Source organism: Pantoea sp. S62, from assembly GCF_016658625.1.
Classification (GTDB): domain Bacteria; phylum Pseudomonadota; class Gammaproteobacteria; order Enterobacterales; family Enterobacteriaceae; genus Pantoea; species Pantoea vagans.
In genome coordinates, this window is the sequence record NZ_JACVVI010000010.1 from 181209 (window position 1) to 195807 (window position 14599).

At 54.5% G+C, this 14599-nt stretch carries 14 protein-coding genes and 2 other RNA genes; 7 read left to right on the plus strand and 9 right to left on the minus strand.

The genetic code is table 11. The features are described 5' to 3' along the window. Window positions 1-57 precede the first annotated feature (57 nt). From cysM to IBT54_RS15730, 3 genes are all read left to right on the plus strand, one after another. Window positions 58-942, plus strand: coding sequence for a cysteine synthase CysM (gene cysM / locus IBT54_RS15720; RefSeq protein ID WP_033783827.1), 885 nt, complete (start codon window positions 58-60; stop codon window positions 940-942). 168 nt (window positions 943-1110) lie between these two features. Continuing rightward, window positions 1111-1791, plus strand: coding sequence for a response regulator transcription factor (locus tag IBT54_RS15725; RefSeq protein WP_013358661.1), 681 nt, complete (start codon window positions 1111-1113; stop codon window positions 1789-1791). Next, window positions 1788-3128, plus strand: a complete 1341-nt coding sequence (locus tag IBT54_RS15730; RefSeq protein WP_201252433.1) for an ATP-binding protein — start codon at window positions 1788-1790, stop codon at window positions 3126-3128. The genes IBT54_RS15725 and IBT54_RS15730 overlap by 4 nt, the downstream gene beginning before the upstream one ends. Window positions 3129-3189: 61 nt before the next feature. Here IBT54_RS15730 and crr read toward each other — a convergent pair whose 3' ends face one another. The 5 genes from crr to cysZ form a co-directional block, all read right to left on the minus strand. Continuing rightward, on the minus strand, window positions 3190-3690 hold the full coding sequence (crr, locus tag IBT54_RS15735; protein WP_008926530.1) for a PTS glucose transporter subunit IIA: 501 nt from the start codon (window positions 3688-3690) through the stop codon (window positions 3190-3192). A gap of 42 nt (window positions 3691-3732) precedes the next feature. Next, window positions 3733-5460, minus strand: coding sequence for a phosphoenolpyruvate-protein phosphotransferase PtsI (ptsI, locus tag IBT54_RS15740; protein ID WP_033783822.1), 1728 nt, complete (start codon window positions 5458-5460; stop codon window positions 3733-3735). 161 nt (window positions 5461-5621) lie between these two features. Next, window positions 5622-5879, minus strand: a complete 258-nt coding sequence (gene ptsH / locus IBT54_RS15745) for a phosphocarrier protein Hpr (RefSeq protein WP_201252434.1) — start codon at window positions 5877-5879, stop codon at window positions 5622-5624. A 387-nt stretch (window positions 5880-6266) separates the two neighbouring features. Then, entirely contained in the window at window positions 6267-7235 is a 969-nt protein-coding gene (gene cysK, locus IBT54_RS15755) for a cysteine synthase A (protein ID WP_013358657.1), read from the minus strand. A 141-nt stretch (window positions 7236-7376) separates the two neighbouring features. After that, entirely contained in the window at window positions 7377-8144 is a 768-nt protein-coding gene (gene cysZ, locus IBT54_RS15760) for a sulfate transporter CysZ (protein ID WP_201252435.1), read from the minus strand. A 218-nt stretch (window positions 8145-8362) separates the two neighbouring features. Between cysZ and zipA the strand changes: the two genes are divergently transcribed. From zipA to IBT54_RS15775, 3 genes are all read left to right on the plus strand, one after another. Next, complete coding sequence (gene zipA / locus IBT54_RS15765; RefSeq protein WP_201252436.1) at window positions 8363-9361, plus strand: cell division protein ZipA; 999 nt, start codon at window positions 8363-8365, stop codon at window positions 9359-9361. A gap of 75 nt (window positions 9362-9436) precedes the next feature. Next, a complete protein-coding gene (ligA, locus tag IBT54_RS15770; RefSeq protein ID WP_147789505.1) occupies window positions 9437-11455 on the plus strand; it encodes an NAD-dependent DNA ligase LigA in 2019 nt (672 codons plus the stop codon). 1 nt (window position 11456) lies between these two features. Continuing rightward, window positions 11457-11675, plus strand: a complete 219-nt coding sequence (locus tag IBT54_RS15775) for a DUF3820 family protein (RefSeq protein ID WP_041457009.1) — start codon at window positions 11457-11459, stop codon at window positions 11673-11675. Between the two features lie 27 nt (window positions 11676-11702). On the opposite strand, the gene IBT54_RS15780 is transcribed toward IBT54_RS15775, so the two are convergent. Then, a complete protein-coding gene (locus IBT54_RS15780) occupies window positions 11703-12713 on the minus strand; it encodes a bile acid:sodium symporter family protein (protein ID WP_013358652.1) in 1011 nt (336 codons plus the stop codon). A gap of 95 nt (window positions 12714-12808) precedes the next feature. Between IBT54_RS15780 and IBT54_RS15785 the strand changes: the two genes are divergently transcribed. Beyond that, window positions 12809-13729 carry a LysR family transcriptional regulator gene (locus tag IBT54_RS15785; protein ID WP_013358651.1) on the plus strand — a complete coding sequence of 307 codons (921 nt, stop codon included), beginning with the start codon at window positions 12809-12811 and terminating at the stop codon, window positions 13727-13729. Here IBT54_RS15785 and IBT54_RS15790 read toward each other — a convergent pair. From IBT54_RS15790 to IBT54_RS15800, 3 genes are all read right to left on the minus strand, one after another. After that, entirely contained in the window at window positions 13726-14067 is a 342-nt protein-coding gene (locus IBT54_RS15790; RefSeq protein WP_013358650.1) for a FlxA-like family protein, read from the minus strand. The two genes, IBT54_RS15785 and IBT54_RS15790, sit on opposite strands and share 4 nt — an antisense overlap. A gap of 160 nt (window positions 14068-14227) precedes the next feature. Next, a non-coding RNA gene (locus IBT54_RS15795) (RtT sRNA) lies at window positions 14228-14361 on the minus strand. Between the two features lie 43 nt (window positions 14362-14404). Beyond that, window positions 14405-14538: non-coding RNA, RtT sRNA (locus tag IBT54_RS15800), on the minus strand. Window positions 14539-14599 lie beyond the last annotated feature (61 nt).

Sequence of the window (14599 nt, forward strand, 5' to 3'; positions counted from 1 at the left end):
GAGTGTCACTCCCGCCTTTTTTTCGCCTCTCGTTTGTAAGATGCCAGGAACTGCACCGTGACGACTCTTGAACATACCATCGGCAATACCCCGCTGATTAAGCTGCAGCGCCTGACGCCAGCTAACGGCAGTGAGGTCTGGCTCAAGCTGGAAGGCAATAATCCGGCAGGCTCGGTAAAAGATCGCGCGGCCTGGTCAATGATCAATCAGGCGGAGTTGCGCGGTGAAATTTCACCCGGCGATCAGCTGATTGAAGCCACCAGCGGCAACACCGGCATTGCGCTGGCGATGATCGCGGCGATGAAAGGCTACCGACTTCGCCTGCTGATGCCGGACAACATGAGTCAGGAGCGGCAGGATGCGATGCGTGCGTATGGCGCAGAGCTGATTCTGGTGCCGCGGGAGCAGGGCATGGAGGGCGCACGCGATCTGGCACTGGCGATGGCGGCGCGTGGTGAAGGCCGGGTGCTGGATCAGTTTAATAATCCCGATAACCCGCTGGGTCACTATCAGACCACCGGGCCGGAGTTGTGGCAGCAGTCGAACCAGCGCATGACCCATTTTATCTCCAGCATGGGCACCACCGGCACGATCACCGGCGTGGGACGTTTCCTGAAAGAGCACAACACGGGCGTGCAGGTGATCGGTTTACAGCCGAGTGAAGGCAGCAGTATTCCGGGCATTCGTCGCTGGCCGCTGGCCTATCTGCCGGGGATCTACCGCCCCGACTTAGTGGATGATGTGATGGATATGACGCAGAAAGAAGCGGAAGAGACCATGCGTGCGCTGGCTCGCCGTGAAGGTATTTTCTGTGGCGTCAGTTCGGGCGGTGCGGTGGCGGGTGCGCTGCGTATTGCGCAGGCGAATCCGGGCAGCGTCGTGGTGGCGATCGCCTGCGATCGTGGCGATCGTTATCTCTCGACCGGACTCTATCATCAGTAATCTCTGCTGATACGGAACCAGACCTGTGCGCGCCTTTAACGCCCACAGGTCTTTTTTTTAGCCAGCATTCCCATAACGGATAGACTGAATCTGTAAGGATCGCGTAAATCAGGCTGCGCGAATGCCCGGCACAGGACAAAATAGCGCCAATTCTGTCGAGAGATAACCATGAAAATTTTGCTTGTTGATGATGATGTCGAATTAGGCACGATGTTAAGCCAGTACCTGATTGCCGAAGGATTTGATGCCCAGCTGGTGCTGACCGGCAGCGCCGGGATTCAGGGCGCGCTCTCCGGCGAGTTCACTGCCATGATTCTGGATATTATGCTGCCCGACATGAGTGGCATTGATGTGTTACGTCAGGTGCGCCAGAACAGCCGGATACCGGTGATCATGCTGACTGCCAAAGGCGATAATATTGATCGCGTGATCGGCCTGGAGATGGGGGCGGATGACTATATGCCTAAACCCTGTTATCCCCGTGAACTGGTCGCCCGCCTGCGCGCGGTATTGCGCCGTTTCGAGGAGCAGGTACCGCAGCCGGATGCTAAAGAGCCGCTGCGCTGGGGAGACCTGACGCTTAATCCTGCCACCCGAATGAGTGAATGGCAGGGCAAAACCTTCGATCTGACTGCTTCAGAATTTAATCTGCTGGATCTGCTGCTGCGCGCGCCGGACAGGGTCGTGTCAAAAGATGAACTCTCTGAAAAGGGGCTGGGTCGTCCGCGTGAAGCCTACGATCGCAGTGTTGATGTGCACATCAGCAACATTCGCCAGAAGCTTAGCGCGTTAACCGCTGATAGCATCAATATCGAAACCGTACGCAGCATCGGTTATCGCATTCGATGAAACAGAGTTACCGCGGTCGCATGTTCTGGAAGATCTTTATCGGCTTCTGGGTCGTTTTTGTCATCATGAGCCAGCTTATCTGGCTCGGTTTTTCGCTTTCCGGTAAACGGCATGAACCGCCTGAAATAATGGCTATCCGTCGCATCATTGATCTGCAGATGACCTCTGCTGCATCGGTGCTGGAGCGGGGCGGGCCTGATGAGCTGAATGCGATGCTGTCTGACTGGGATGAAACCGACCGTCAGTTCTTTCACGTTACGCAGCAGACTAAATCGCCACAATCCCAGGACAGCGGCAACCTGGATTTCAGGGGCCGTCTTCCTGAAGAGGTGGTGCGCTGGGTACAGGGTGCGGATGGCAAAGAATATCAGCTGCGCTACGACCTGGATGGTATGCGCATGAACAGCAAACAGAACATGATGCCGCGAAAATTTCTGAATATTCCCGAGCCGATGTTTGTCTTCGCTGGTTCGGTGGGGTTGCTGTTCAGTCTGCTGCTGGCCTGGAATCTGACGCGGCCCATGCGCCAGTTGCGCGAGGGATTTTCCCGCGTCGCCGAGGGCGATTTAAGCGTGCGTCTGTTCCCGATTATGCGGAAGCGCCACGACGAGATTTCAAATGTCGCAGAAGCGTTTGATGCCATGGTTGAGCGGCTTGATACCCTGGTGCGCGCCCGGGAAGAGCTGCTGCACGATATCTCACATGAGCTTCGTTCACCGCTGGCGCGACTGCAGCTGGCGACCGGACTTGCCAGACAGACGCCAGAAAGCGTAAACAGTTCGCTTGATCGCATTGATGAAGAGGCGCGTCGTCTGGACAAAATGATCGGTGAACTGCTAACGCTGTCGCGGGCTGAACATGAAAGCATCCCGGATGAGCAATATTTTGACCTGACCGGATTGCTGGAGGCGGTCATCACCGATGTCCGCTATGAAGCACAGATCCCTGGTGTGCAGGTGGAGTTACAGGTTGACGAGCGGGGCGATTACACCGTGCGCGGCAATGCGGAGTTGATACGGCGCGGTGTCGAGAACGTCTTACGCAATGCGCTGCGCTTCTCTTTGCCTGGGCAGCGGATTGAGGTCGACTTACGCGCAGAGCAGCAGTGGCTGGCCATTCAGGTGCGCGATCAGGGGCCGGGTGTCGATGAGGAGAAACTCTCCAGTATTTTTGACCCGTTTGTGCGGGTAAATTCGCCGCTGATGGGCAAAGGTTATGGTCTGGGACTGGCTATCGTGCGTAAAGTGATACTGGCGCATCATGGTGAAGTTGAGGCGCGGAACCGGCCAGAGGGCGGACTTGAACTGACACTGCGCCTGCCACACTGGCAGGGTTAAAACTTCATCCAGCAGAAACGATAACGGCACCCGCAGGTGCCGTTATGTTATATACGAATGCTTACTTTCTGATGCGAATCACCGGCGTTTCGCCGACGGTGACCTGGCCAGACAGCTTAATCAATTCCTTGATTTCATCCATGTTGGAGATGACAACCGGTGTCAGGGTTGATTTTGCTTTCTCTTCCAGCAACGGCAGATCGAACTCAATAACCACGTCGCCTTTTTTGACCTTCTGGCCTTCTTCAGCGATGCGTTTGAAGCCTTCACCTTTCAGTTCAACCGTATCGATACCGAAGTGGACGAACAGCTCGATGCCGTTGTCTGATTCGATCGAAAAAGCGTGATTGGTTTCAAAAATCTTGCCGATAGTGCCATCAACAGGCGCAACCATTTTGTTGCCGCTGGGTTTGATCGCAATACCGTCGCCCACGATTTTTTCTGCAAACACCACATCTGGTACGTCTTCAATGTTCACGATTTCGCCTGACAGAGGCGCTACGATGTCGATTGTCCCAGCGCTATCCGTTTTTTCGCCAAAAAGTTTAGAAAACAAACCCATGATCTTCTCCTAAGCAGTAATTTGGGGCCAGCATCATGCAGGTTAGCAGAGCGTTTTTTCCTTAATGAACTTGTTAACCAGGTTCATTAAGTCTTCCGCTGTCGGTTGAGCCAGTGCCTGCTCTGCCAATGCCTTCGCATCTTCAAAATTAGTATTACGAATGATTTTCTTGATGCCAGGGATAGAAATGGCACTCATGCTGAACTCGTCCAGCCCCATTCCCAGTAACAGTAGTGTAGCACGTTCATCACCTGCCAGCTCACCACACATGCCGGTCCATTTACCTTCAGCGTGAGATGCATCAATGACTTGCTTGATTAAGTTAAGCACAGACGGCGTCATTGGGTTGTACAGGTGCGAGATCAAATCATTACCACGATCGACCGCCAGAGTATACTGCGTCAGATCGTTTGTCCCAATACTGAAGAAGTCGACTTCCTTCGCCAGGTGATGGGCAATGACGGCTGAAGCCGGGGTCTCTACCATGATGCCGACTTCGATGCTTTCATCAAAGGCTTTACCTTCTTCACGCAACTGCGCTTTCAGCAGTTCCAGTTCCGCTTTCAGGCTGCGTACTTCTTCAACCGAAATGATCATCGGGAACATGATGCGCAGTTTACCGAAGGAGGAGGCGCGCAGGATGGCACGCAGCTGTGCATGCAGAATCTCTTTACGGTCCATCGCGATACGGATAGCACGCCAGCCGAGGAACGGGTTCTCTTCTTTCGGCAGGTTCATGTAAGGCAGATCTTTGTCACCGCCAATATCCATGGTACGCACGATAACGGCCTGTGAACCCATCGCTTCAGCAACGGCTTTATACGCCTGGAACTGCTCTTCTTCACTTGGCAGAGAGTCGCGATCCATGAACAGGAATTCGGTACGGTAGAGGCCAACGCCTTCCGCGCCGTTACGCTCAGCACCGGCGATATCACGCACAGTACCGATGTTGGCACAGACTTCAACCTGATGGCCATCCAGCGTCACGGCTGGCAGATCTTTAAGCTTGGCTAATTCGTGTTTTTCCGACAGATACTGGTTCTGTACGGCTTTCAGCTCTTCCTGAATCGCTTCCGAAGGATTGACGTGAATCGCATTGTTAACGCCATCCAGGATCAGGAAATCGCCGTTTTTAACCGTGACGGTTACATTGCCGGTGCCGACAATAGCCGGGATTTCCAGCGAGCGCGCCATGATTGAGGTATGTGAGGTACGGCCACCCAGATCGGTGATAAAGCCCAGCACCTTTTTCAGGTTCAGCTGTGCGGTTTCTGACGGCGTTAAATCTTTGGCCACCAGAATGGATTCGTCCGGAATCGCGCTCAGGTCAACGATGTGCAGACCGAGGATGTTTTGCAGCAGACGCTTACCGATGTCACGCACGTCAGCCGCACGCTCTTTCAGGTATTCGTCATCTAACTCTTCCAGTGCTTTCGCCTGGCCATCAATGACCGAATAAGCAGCAGCATCGGCAGTCGCGTGATCTTTTTTGATCAGGTCGATGATTTCCTGCTCCAGCTCTTCATCTTCCAGCAACATGATGTGGCCTTCGAAGATGGCTGCTTTCTCTTCACCGAGGGTTTCACCCGCTTTGACGCGAATCGCTTCCAGTTGTAATGCCGCTTTGCTGCGGCCATCGAGGAAGCGCTGAACTTCCTGCTCAACCTGGTCATCAGAAATTTTCTTGCGGTTGATGACGATCTCGTCTTCTTTCAGCAGCAGTGCTTTGCCGAAAGCGATACCTGGTGATGCTAAAATGCCTGAAATCATAACGCTACCTTTTAATCACGATGGCTGATGGGACTCTTTGCGGTGCCATTGTCGCGGGACACGTACTCTACGAAAGCAATAACGCGGACAGGTTGTCCGCGATCAAGATGTTTGCACTCAATGGCGCAGAGGAGTCGATTGGCTGGAGAGCTGAGCGGAGGTTACTCCAGTTCAGCCATCAGTTTGACCAGATGCTCAACTGCTTTCTGCTCGTCTTCACCTTCCGCGGAAAGGGTCACAATTGTTCCCTGGGTTAAACCCAGTGTCTGCAGTTTGAACAGGCTTTTCGCGCTCGCTGATTTGCCGTTAGAGGTCACGGTGATTTCTGACTGGAAAGCTTTGGCTTCTTTAACGAATTGCGCAGCTGGGCGAGTATGCAGACCGTTTGGTGCAGTAATGGTAACTTCTTGCTGGAACATTCTATTTCCCCAACGTTATCAGGATGAGTGTTATGGATCTAAAGTCTAGCCTGGAGCCTTCACTTTAGCCTGTGTAGGTGCGCGGGTATAGCTTCATGCTGACCAAAGACGCGCATGCGTCAAATCTACAATCCGTTGCGTCTCAAAACCGATTCTACACGTCACCGGTTAATTATGCCGTGATTCGCCGTTTCACTGAATCCGTAAATCGATTCAGCTTGATCCACTTCAAATGCGGATTAATTTCAGGCATCGAAATAATTGGCAGTCTGAATACCAGATCGGCATCACTGAAATCAATCTGCCGGGTGGCGAAAGTGAGATCTGCACCACAAAAAAGCACCCGAATGGGTGCTTTTTTCGACATTTTCAGACTATCGGCTCCGGCTACTGCAGCTCTTTCTCAGTGAAGAGATCGGCGAACAGCGCGGTACTCAGATAGCGTTCGCCAGAGGAGGGCAGAATCACCACGATGTTTTTATTTGCGAAGGTTTCGTCTTCCTGCAGCTTCAGCGCGGCGGCGACGGCAGCACCGGAAGAGATACCGGCGAGGATACCTTCTTCTTCCATCAGTCTGCGCGCCGTACTGATCGCTTCTTCATTGGTAATGGCCACTACGCGGTCAACCAGGTTCAGCTCAAGGTTACCCGGAATAAAGCCGGCACCAATACCCTGAATTTTGTGCGGGCCGGGTTTAATCTCTTCACCTGCCAGCGCCTGCGCAATCACCGGTGAATCGGTCGGCTCAACCGCGACAGTAATCAGTTCTTTTTTGCCTTTGGTGTTTTTGATGTAGCGACTCACGCCGGTCAGCGTACCGCCGGTGCCGACACCGGCAATAAAGACATCCACTTCGCCATCGGTGTCTTCCCAGATTTCCGGGCCGGTGGTCTTTTCGTGGATTTCCGGGTTAGCCGGGTTGCTGAACTGCTGCAGCAGCACATATTTGTCCGGGTCGCTGGCGACAATCTCTTCCGCTTTGCCAATGGCGCCCTTCATGCCTTTAGCACCTTCGGTCAGAACCAGCTTCGCGCCCAGCGCCTTCAGCAGCTTACGACGTTCCACCGACATGGTTTCCGGCATGGTCAGCGTGAGTTTGTAACCACGCGCAGCAGCCACGTAGGCCAGCGCAATACCGGTGTTACCGCTGGTCGGTTCCACCAGCTCAATGCCGGGTTTCAGAATACCGCGTTTCTCTGCGTCCCAAATCATATTGGCACCGATACGGCATTTAATGCTGAAGCTCGGGTTACGGGATTCAACTTTCGCAAGAATGCGGCCGTTACCGATGCGGTTCAGTCGAACCAGCGGCGTATGACCAATTGTCAAAGAGTTGTCTTCATAGATCTTACTCATAGCCTGCCCTTAACTGTATGAATTATTGGGAACCCTATGAGCATACCTGTTCTGCCTGGGGGCGGAAGGAAAGAAATCGTATATCTATATGTCCCCCGGCAATAAGCCCTGCGAAAAAGAGCATAAGGCGCGCTGATGAGTCTAGCGCACCTCATTGCGTGCCAGCTGCGGCCGATAGCGATCGACCCACATGGCGGTGGCACCGCAAACGGCAACCGGCATAATCACGAGGTTCAGGATCGGAATCATAGTGAACAGGCTGGTGAGTGCGCCGAACTGCATATTCGCGGTTTTGTGGCGACGCAGGGCGTTCCGCATCTGCTGAAACGGCACTTTATGGTTGTCGAACGGATAGTCGCAATACTGAATGGATAACATCCAGGCACTGAACAGGAACCACAGAACGGGCGCAACCGTCTGACCAAAGCCAGGAATAAAGTAGAGCAGCAGCAGTCCCAGCGCACGGGGCAGGTAATAGCCCAGCTTCTGCAACTCGCGCTTCATGATGCGCGGCACATCTTTGATCATTCCTGCCCAGCCGCTGTCAGGCAGGGGCTTGCCGGTCAGACGGCCTTCCAGCTGTTCGGCCAGCAGGCCGCAGAAAGGAGCGGCAATCAGGTTTGCCAGCGTCGAGAAGAAGTAGCTGAACACCAGCACAATCGCAATCACCGACAGCGGCCATAACAGATAGCTCAGCCACTGCAGCCAGTCCGGAATATGGTCCATCAGGCGCGGGATCCAGTCACCGAGACGATAGAACAGCCAGATGAATGCGCCACCGAGCATAATAATGTTAATCAGCAGCGGCATCACCACAAAGCGGCGAATACCAGGCAGACGGACCAGCTTCCAGCCCTGGCTAAAGTAGTGCGTGCCGTTAAAATCTGAGACCGAATTCTTACGGGCCATAAAGCCATTTCTCCTGAAAGTGTTGAGGCGTGCCCACTATAACCTGGCTTTTTCTCCAGGCCAGGTGCCGTTTGGGTAAAAAAACAGCGAAAAAGCGTGGGTTGCCTATCTTATTTGTCAGAAAATAGTGCACAGACTTGCACTTGTGTAGCAGGGCAAATACAGTTAGAGGATAAAGTTTGCCGCGGTGGCAAGGTATTGGAACAACAGAGAATACAATGATGCAGGATTTGCGTCTGATATTAATCGTTGTTGGCGCGATCGCCATTATAGCGCTCCTTCTTCACGGGCTGTGGACCAGCCGTAAAGAGCGTTCGTCAGTGTTCCGCGATCGCCCGCACAAACGTCTGAAACAACGTGAAGAACATGATGAGCAGGACCTGATTGACGACGAAGATGACGGCGTCGGCGAGGTTCGCGTTCGTTCCGATCGCAGCACACACCAGGAACCGCGTTTCGATGAGATTCGTGAGACACAGCCAGAAGCGCCGCGTAAGCAAGCGCCTGCTGAGCCTGTGCGTCAGCCTGCGCCACGACCCGCACCGCAACCTGAACCAGAAAGCGATCCGCTTTTCAACACGGCGCCGAAGCCTGCTCCGCAGCCGCGCCCAGAACCGGTTCGTCAGCAGCCTGCACCGACATTTGTTGCGCCGCCCGTTCAGGCTGACCCGCTGCTGGATCTCGATCCGCTGGAATCTGTCCAGCCCGCTCCGCAGTACCAGGCAGAACCTGAGTCACAGCCTGAAGTAACGCCGGCTCCCGCGCCTTCACAGCCTGCAGCGAAAGCGCCAGCGGAAAAACCGAAAGAAGCGGTACTGGTGCTGCATGTTGCCGCCCATTCGGGCGGTGAGCTGAACGGTGAGGCATTGTTGCAGGGGATTCTGCAGGCGGGCTTCCAGTTTGGTGAAATGAACATTTTCCATCGTCATCTCAGTCCTGCAGGCAGCGGTCCGGTCCTGTTCAGTCTGGCTAACATGGTTAAGCCAGGCTCGTTCAACCCGGACCTGATGACCGATTTCAGCACGCCAGGCATCTCTATCTTTATGATGGTGCCTTCTTATGGTGACGCGAATCAGAACTTCAAGCTGATGCTGCAGTCGGCACAGCGTATCGCTGATGACGTTGGCGGTGTCGTGCTGGATGATGAGCGTCGCATGATGACGCCGCAGAAGCTGGAAACCTACAAAGCGCGTATCCGCGATGTGGTTGGCGTCTGAGACCTGCGCTAACCGCTATCTGAATTGTTAAAATAAACCCCCGCCTGTCGGGGGTTTTTTATCTGATGGGGCTATATGAAATCCGTCCAGGATCACATCACCGAACTGCGCACCACGTTGCGCCATCACGAATATCTCTATCACGTCATGGATGCGCCGGAAGTGCCGGATGCCGAATATGATCGTCTGATGCGTGAACTGCGTCAGCTGGAAGAGGAACACCCCGATCTCATTACCCCGGACTCGCCGACGCAACGCGTAGGTGCTGCGCCGCTGACGGTATTTGAGCAGGTCCGCCACGAAGTCCCGATGCTGTCGCTGGACAACGCCTTTGATGAAGCCACGTTCATGGCTTTCAACAAGCGGGTGCAGGATCGGCTGAAAAGCAGTGACGACATTACCTACTGCTGTGAACTCAAGCTCGATGGTGCTGCAGTCAGCCTGATGTATGAAAATGGCCTGCTGGTCCGGGCCGCGACGCGCGGTGACGGTACCACCGGCGAGAACATTACCGCCAACGTTCGTACCATTCGCGCGATTCCGCTGCGGCTAAAAGGCGACAATATCCCGGCCCGTCTGGAAGTGCGCGGTGAAATATTTATGACGCAGCGCGGCTTCGAAAAGCTGAATGAGGAAGCGCGACGCACTGACGGCAAAGTCTTTGCTAACCCGCGCAACGCAGCGGCAGGCTCTCTGCGTCAGCTTGATCCGCGCATTACCGCTAAACGTCCGCTGACCTTCTTCTGCTACGGTTTCGGCCTGCTGGAAGGCGGGGAGATGCCGCACAGTCACATGGGGCGCCTGCAACAGTTTAAAGCCTGGGGCCTGCCGGTCAGCGACCGCATTAAGCTGGTTCACAACGCCGAAGAAGCCCTGGCTTTCTATCGGGATATTGAGCAACAGCGTCCGAACCTGGGTTTTGATATTGATGGCGTGGTGATCAAGGTCGATTCACAGGCATTACAGGAGCAACTGGGCTTTGTGGCGCGCGCACCGCGCTGGGCGATTGCCTTCAAATTCCCGGCACAGGAACAGCTGACCTGGGTACGTGACGTCGAATTCCAGGTTGGCCGCACGGGCGCTATCACGCCGGTGGCTCGTCTTGAGCCGGTGCAGGTGGCAGGCGTCATCGTCAGCAATGCCACGCTGCATAATGCGGATGAAATCGAGCGGCTGGGATTACGCATTGGCGACCGTGTGGTGATTCGCCGTGCCGGTGATGTGATCCCGCAGGTGGTCAACGTAGTGATCGCTGAACGCCCTGAAGAGACGCGTGAAGTAGTCTTTCCTGCCCATTGCCCGGTCTGTGGTTCCGAGGTGGAGCGGGTCGAAGGCGAGTCAGTCACGCGCTGCACTGGCGGTCTGATCTGCGGTGCGCAACGTAAAGAGGCACTGAAGCACTTTGTCTCGCGTCGGGCGCTGGATGTGGACGGTATGGGCGATAAGATTATCGATCAGCTGGTGGAAAAAGAGTACGTCGATACGCCTGCCGATTTGTTCCGTCTCACGGCCGGCAAGCTGACAGGCCTGGATCGTATGGGCCCGAAATCGGCGCAGAATATCGTCGACGCGCTGGAGAAAGCGAAGTCGACCACGCTGGCGCGTTTCCTTTATGCGCTGGGCATTCGCGAAGTGGGTGAGGCTACTGCCGCCAATCTGGCTAACCATTTTGGTGAATTGCAAAAGGTGATGGATGCCGATCTTGAGGCGCTGATTGCCGTGCCGGATGTCGGCAAAGTCGTTGCCGCACACGTGCGCAACTTCATGGAGGAGGAGAGCAACCGTGAGGTTATCCGCCAGCTGACAGACGACATCGGCATTCACTGGCCGCAGGTGGTCGTGGTGAAAGCCGAAGAGATCGACAGTCCATTTGCCGGTAAAACGGTGGTGCTGACCGGTTCGCTGTCGCAGATGAACCGCGATGATGCCAAAGCGCAGCTTATCGCGCTGGGGGCAAAAGTCAGCGGCAGCGTATCGAAGAAAACCGATCTGCTGATTGCCGGTGAAGCGGCCGGTTCAAAGCTGGCGAAAGCACAGGAGCTGGGCATTGAAGTGATTGATGAAGCGGAAATGATCCGCCTGCTGGGTGCCTGAAATGGATGAGCATCAGCTGGTGGCGATAGCCAATACGCCTATGCCGTTTGGCAAATACAAAGGGCGGATGCTGATCGATCTGCCTGAGCCTTATCTGCTCTGGTTTGCCCGCAGTGGCGACTTTCCGTCTGGTCAGCTTGGTGATCTTATGCAACTGACCCTGACCATAAAAACAGAGGGCCTGGAGGGATTAGTTAAGCCGCTCCAGACCCGCACATAATCGTGCCCGCACAGGCGGGCAACGGTTTTACTTCTGAGACTCCATCACTGAATCTTTCACCTGCAGAGCCTGCTGTTTCTCATTGGTCTTCTTGTAGCGTCCGGCGATAAACGAGCAGACCATCAGTTGTACCTGATGGAAAATCATCAGCGGCAGCACAATAATCCCCACCGTACTGGCCGGGAACAGAATATTCGCCATCGGCACGCCATTCGCCAGACTCTTCTTCGAGCCACAAAACAACACCACGATTTCATCGGCGCGCTTAAAGCGGAACAGACGCGAAGCCAGCAGATTGATGAGCAGCACGGCGGTCAGCAGAATAATGGAACCGGCCACAATCCACACCAGCGTCATTAATCCAACGCGATGCCAGATGCCGTTCACCACGGCTTCACTGAAGGCGGAATAGACTACCAGCAGAATCGAAGTCTGGTCAGTTTTGCCAATCAGGCTACGGTGTTTCTCAATCCAGCCACCGATCCAGCGACGTGAGAGGTGACCCAGAATGAAAGGCACCATCAGTTGCAGCATAATCTTACCGATTTGCTCCAGACCATCACTCGGCGCGCTGCTGTGGATATCCATAACCAGATTCACCAGCAACGGTGAAATAAACACACCCAGCAGGCTCGATGCCGAGGCGCTGCACACCGCTGCCGCGACATTCCCGCCCGCCATTGAGGTAAAGGCGATAGCAGACTGGACGGTAGCCGGCAGGATACAAAGGTAGATAAAGCCGGTATAAATTTCCGGGCCGACATCAACCGGATGCCACCAGACCAGCAGCAGACCCAGCGCCGGAAACAGCACAAAGGTGCTGAACATGATCCACAGATGCAACTGCCAGTGACTGCTGCCTGCGATGATCTTTTCACGCGAAAGTTTGGCACCGTGCATAAAGAACAGCAGCGCTATCGCTGCCGTCGCGAGGTAACTGAAGATATCAACGTAGATCCCTTTTGCTGGCAGGAAAGAGGCCAGCAGCACGGTGATGATCAGTTTAACCATCATCGGATCGAGTTTTAGAAAGCCCATTGCTAAATTCCGGTAAATTATTCAATAGCGCGATTGTGCGGCAAGTAGTTTTAGAAATAAAATTGATTTATTGAATTAATCTATGAGCGAAATCGATGAATTATACCCTGCGTCAGCTGCGAACGTTTATTGCCGTGGCCCACTATGGTGGCTTCAGTCAGGCAGGGCAGGCGATAGGCCTGAGCCAGTCGGCAGTCAGCCACAGTATTAAAGAGCTGGAAGCCGAAACCGGCGTGCGGTTGCTGGACAGAACCACCCGGGAGGTGATGCTGACAGAGGCGGGAAAACAGCTGGCGTCACGCATGGAGCGCCTGCTGGAGGAGATTCATACCACGCTACTGGACATCCGAAGTTTTGGCGAGCAGCGCAGTGGTACGGTCAGAGTGGCAGCCAGCCAGACCATTTCCGCGCATCTGATGCCGCAATGTCTGGCCGCCAGCCAGCACCATTTTCCCGATATCAAAGTGATTCTTCACGATCGCGCCCAGCAATGGGTGCTGCAAAGTGTGCGTAACGCCGAAGTCGATTTCGGCATCGTGATTGGGCCGCTCAGCGACAGCGATTTCGATAGCATCGCGATTCTGGATGAGCCTTTCCTGCTGTTATGTCGCGAAGATGATCCGCTGGCGAAAGTGGAAAGGGCTGAATGGGCGATGCTCGATGGTCGCACGATGGTATTGCAGGATTACGCTTCAGGCAGTCGGGTTTTGATTGATGCGGCAATGCAGCAGCAGAATATCAGGGCTGAAGTCGTGCAGGAGATTGGTCATCCCGCCACGCTGTTCCCGATGGTACAGGTGGGAATCGGCATCAGTATTCTGCCTGCGCTCGCGTTACCCTTACCAGCGGATCGCGCCCTCACGGTGCGGCGTCTCTATCCGGAAATTAATCGTAGCCTGACGCTAATTAAACGTAAAAACCGCTCGCTGACCCCGGCTGCCGAAGCGATCTGGCAGGAGGTACGCCAGCAGGCGATGCTGCTGGCGCAACAACGCGCGGTTAAACCGGCGTTTTAGATATAAACGTCAACTTTGTTAGTATCGGTTGGGCGGTTAATCCCGTCCGCTTTGATCTCACTGACGGGCGAACTGTCACTTTTTGGCTGATCCTGCTCAGCCTGTTTCTGTTCCAGTTGCGCAATCTGTGCCTGCAGCATGGTGATTTGTGACTGGTACATCTGCTGCATCTCAGACTTCTGTTCGTCAGTCAGTTCTTTATTGTCAGCCAGCTCCTTAACCTGCGTTAACACACCCTGAATCTGTTTATTCAGTGCCGCAACCTGCGAGGCCACACTGCCGCCGCCGCTGTCACCGCTACTGACCGCACTGCTTAAAATTCCGGAAATTGAAGACATCATTTTCTCCCTGTAAGTGGTCACATACGTTATCGGCACGCTGCGAAACGACTTGAGAGCGTAGATTGTTAAGGTTTCGAAAAGGCAGGCGCTTATTTAAGAAGCCAATGTCAGTGCAGCAGAAACGAAAAAAGCGCCCAAAAGGCGCTTTATTCTGAATGGGTGGGTCGTGCAGGATAGCCTCGGCCCATAGTGGGCCTCGCCCTCCGGGTGATGCTGTCGCATCAGCCTGAATCACCGGGCGATTCAGTCGAACCTGCAGCAGGTTCTCATCCTGCACGGTAGAGTCCGTGCCCCGGAAACGAAAAAAGCGCCCCAAAGGCGCTTTATTCTGAATTGGTGGGTCGTGCAGGATAGCCTCGGCCCATCCTGGGCCTCGCCCTCCGGGTGATGCTGTCGCATCAGCCTGAATCACCGGGCGATTCAGTCGAACCTGCAGCAGGTTCTCATCCTGCACGGTAGAGTCCGTGCCCCTGAAACGAAAAAAGCGCCCCAAAGGCGCTTTATTCTGAATTGGTGGGTCGTGCAGGAT

Bases quoted from the DNA above. Each gene is read 5' to 3' on its own strand.
- IBT54_RS15725 (WP_013358661.1), top strand. From the start codon at position 1,111: ATGAAAATTTTGCTTGTTGATGATGATGTCGAATTAGGCACGATGTTA.
- IBT54_RS15730 (WP_201252433.1), top strand. From the start codon at position 1,788: ATGAAACAGAGTTACCGCGGTCGCATGTTCTGGAAGATCTTTATCGGC.
- crr (WP_008926530.1), bottom strand. From the start codon at position 3,690: ATGGGTTTGTTTTCTAAACTTTTTGGCGAAAAAACGGATAGCGCTGGG.
- ptsI (WP_033783822.1), bottom strand. From the start codon at position 5,460: ATGATTTCAGGCATTTTAGCATCACCAGGTATCGCTTTCGGCAAAGCA.
- ptsH (WP_201252434.1), bottom strand. From the start codon at position 5,879: ATGTTCCAGCAAGAAGTTACCATTACTGCACCAAACGGTCTGCATACT.
- cysK (WP_013358657.1), bottom strand. From the start codon at position 7,235: ATGAGTAAGATCTATGAAGACAACTCTTTGACAATTGGTCATACGCCG.
- cysZ (WP_201252435.1), bottom strand. From the start codon at position 8,144: ATGGCCCGTAAGAATTCGGTCTCAGATTTTAACGGCACGCACTACTTT.
- zipA (WP_201252436.1), top strand. From the start codon at position 8,363: ATGATGCAGGATTTGCGTCTGATATTAATCGTTGTTGGCGCGATCGCC.
- ligA (WP_147789505.1), top strand. From the start codon at position 9,437: ATGAAATCCGTCCAGGATCACATCACCGAACTGCGCACCACGTTGCGC.
- IBT54_RS15775 (WP_041457009.1), top strand. From the start codon at position 11,457: ATGGATGAGCATCAGCTGGTGGCGATAGCCAATACGCCTATGCCGTTT.
- IBT54_RS15780 (WP_013358652.1), bottom strand. From the start codon at position 12,713: ATGGGCTTTCTAAAACTCGATCCGATGATGGTTAAACTGATCATCACC.
- IBT54_RS15785 (WP_013358651.1), top strand. From the start codon at position 12,809: ATGAATTATACCCTGCGTCAGCTGCGAACGTTTATTGCCGTGGCCCAC.
- IBT54_RS15790 (WP_013358650.1), bottom strand. From the start codon at position 14,067: ATGTCTTCAATTTCCGGAATTTTAAGCAGTGCGGTCAGTAGCGGTGAC.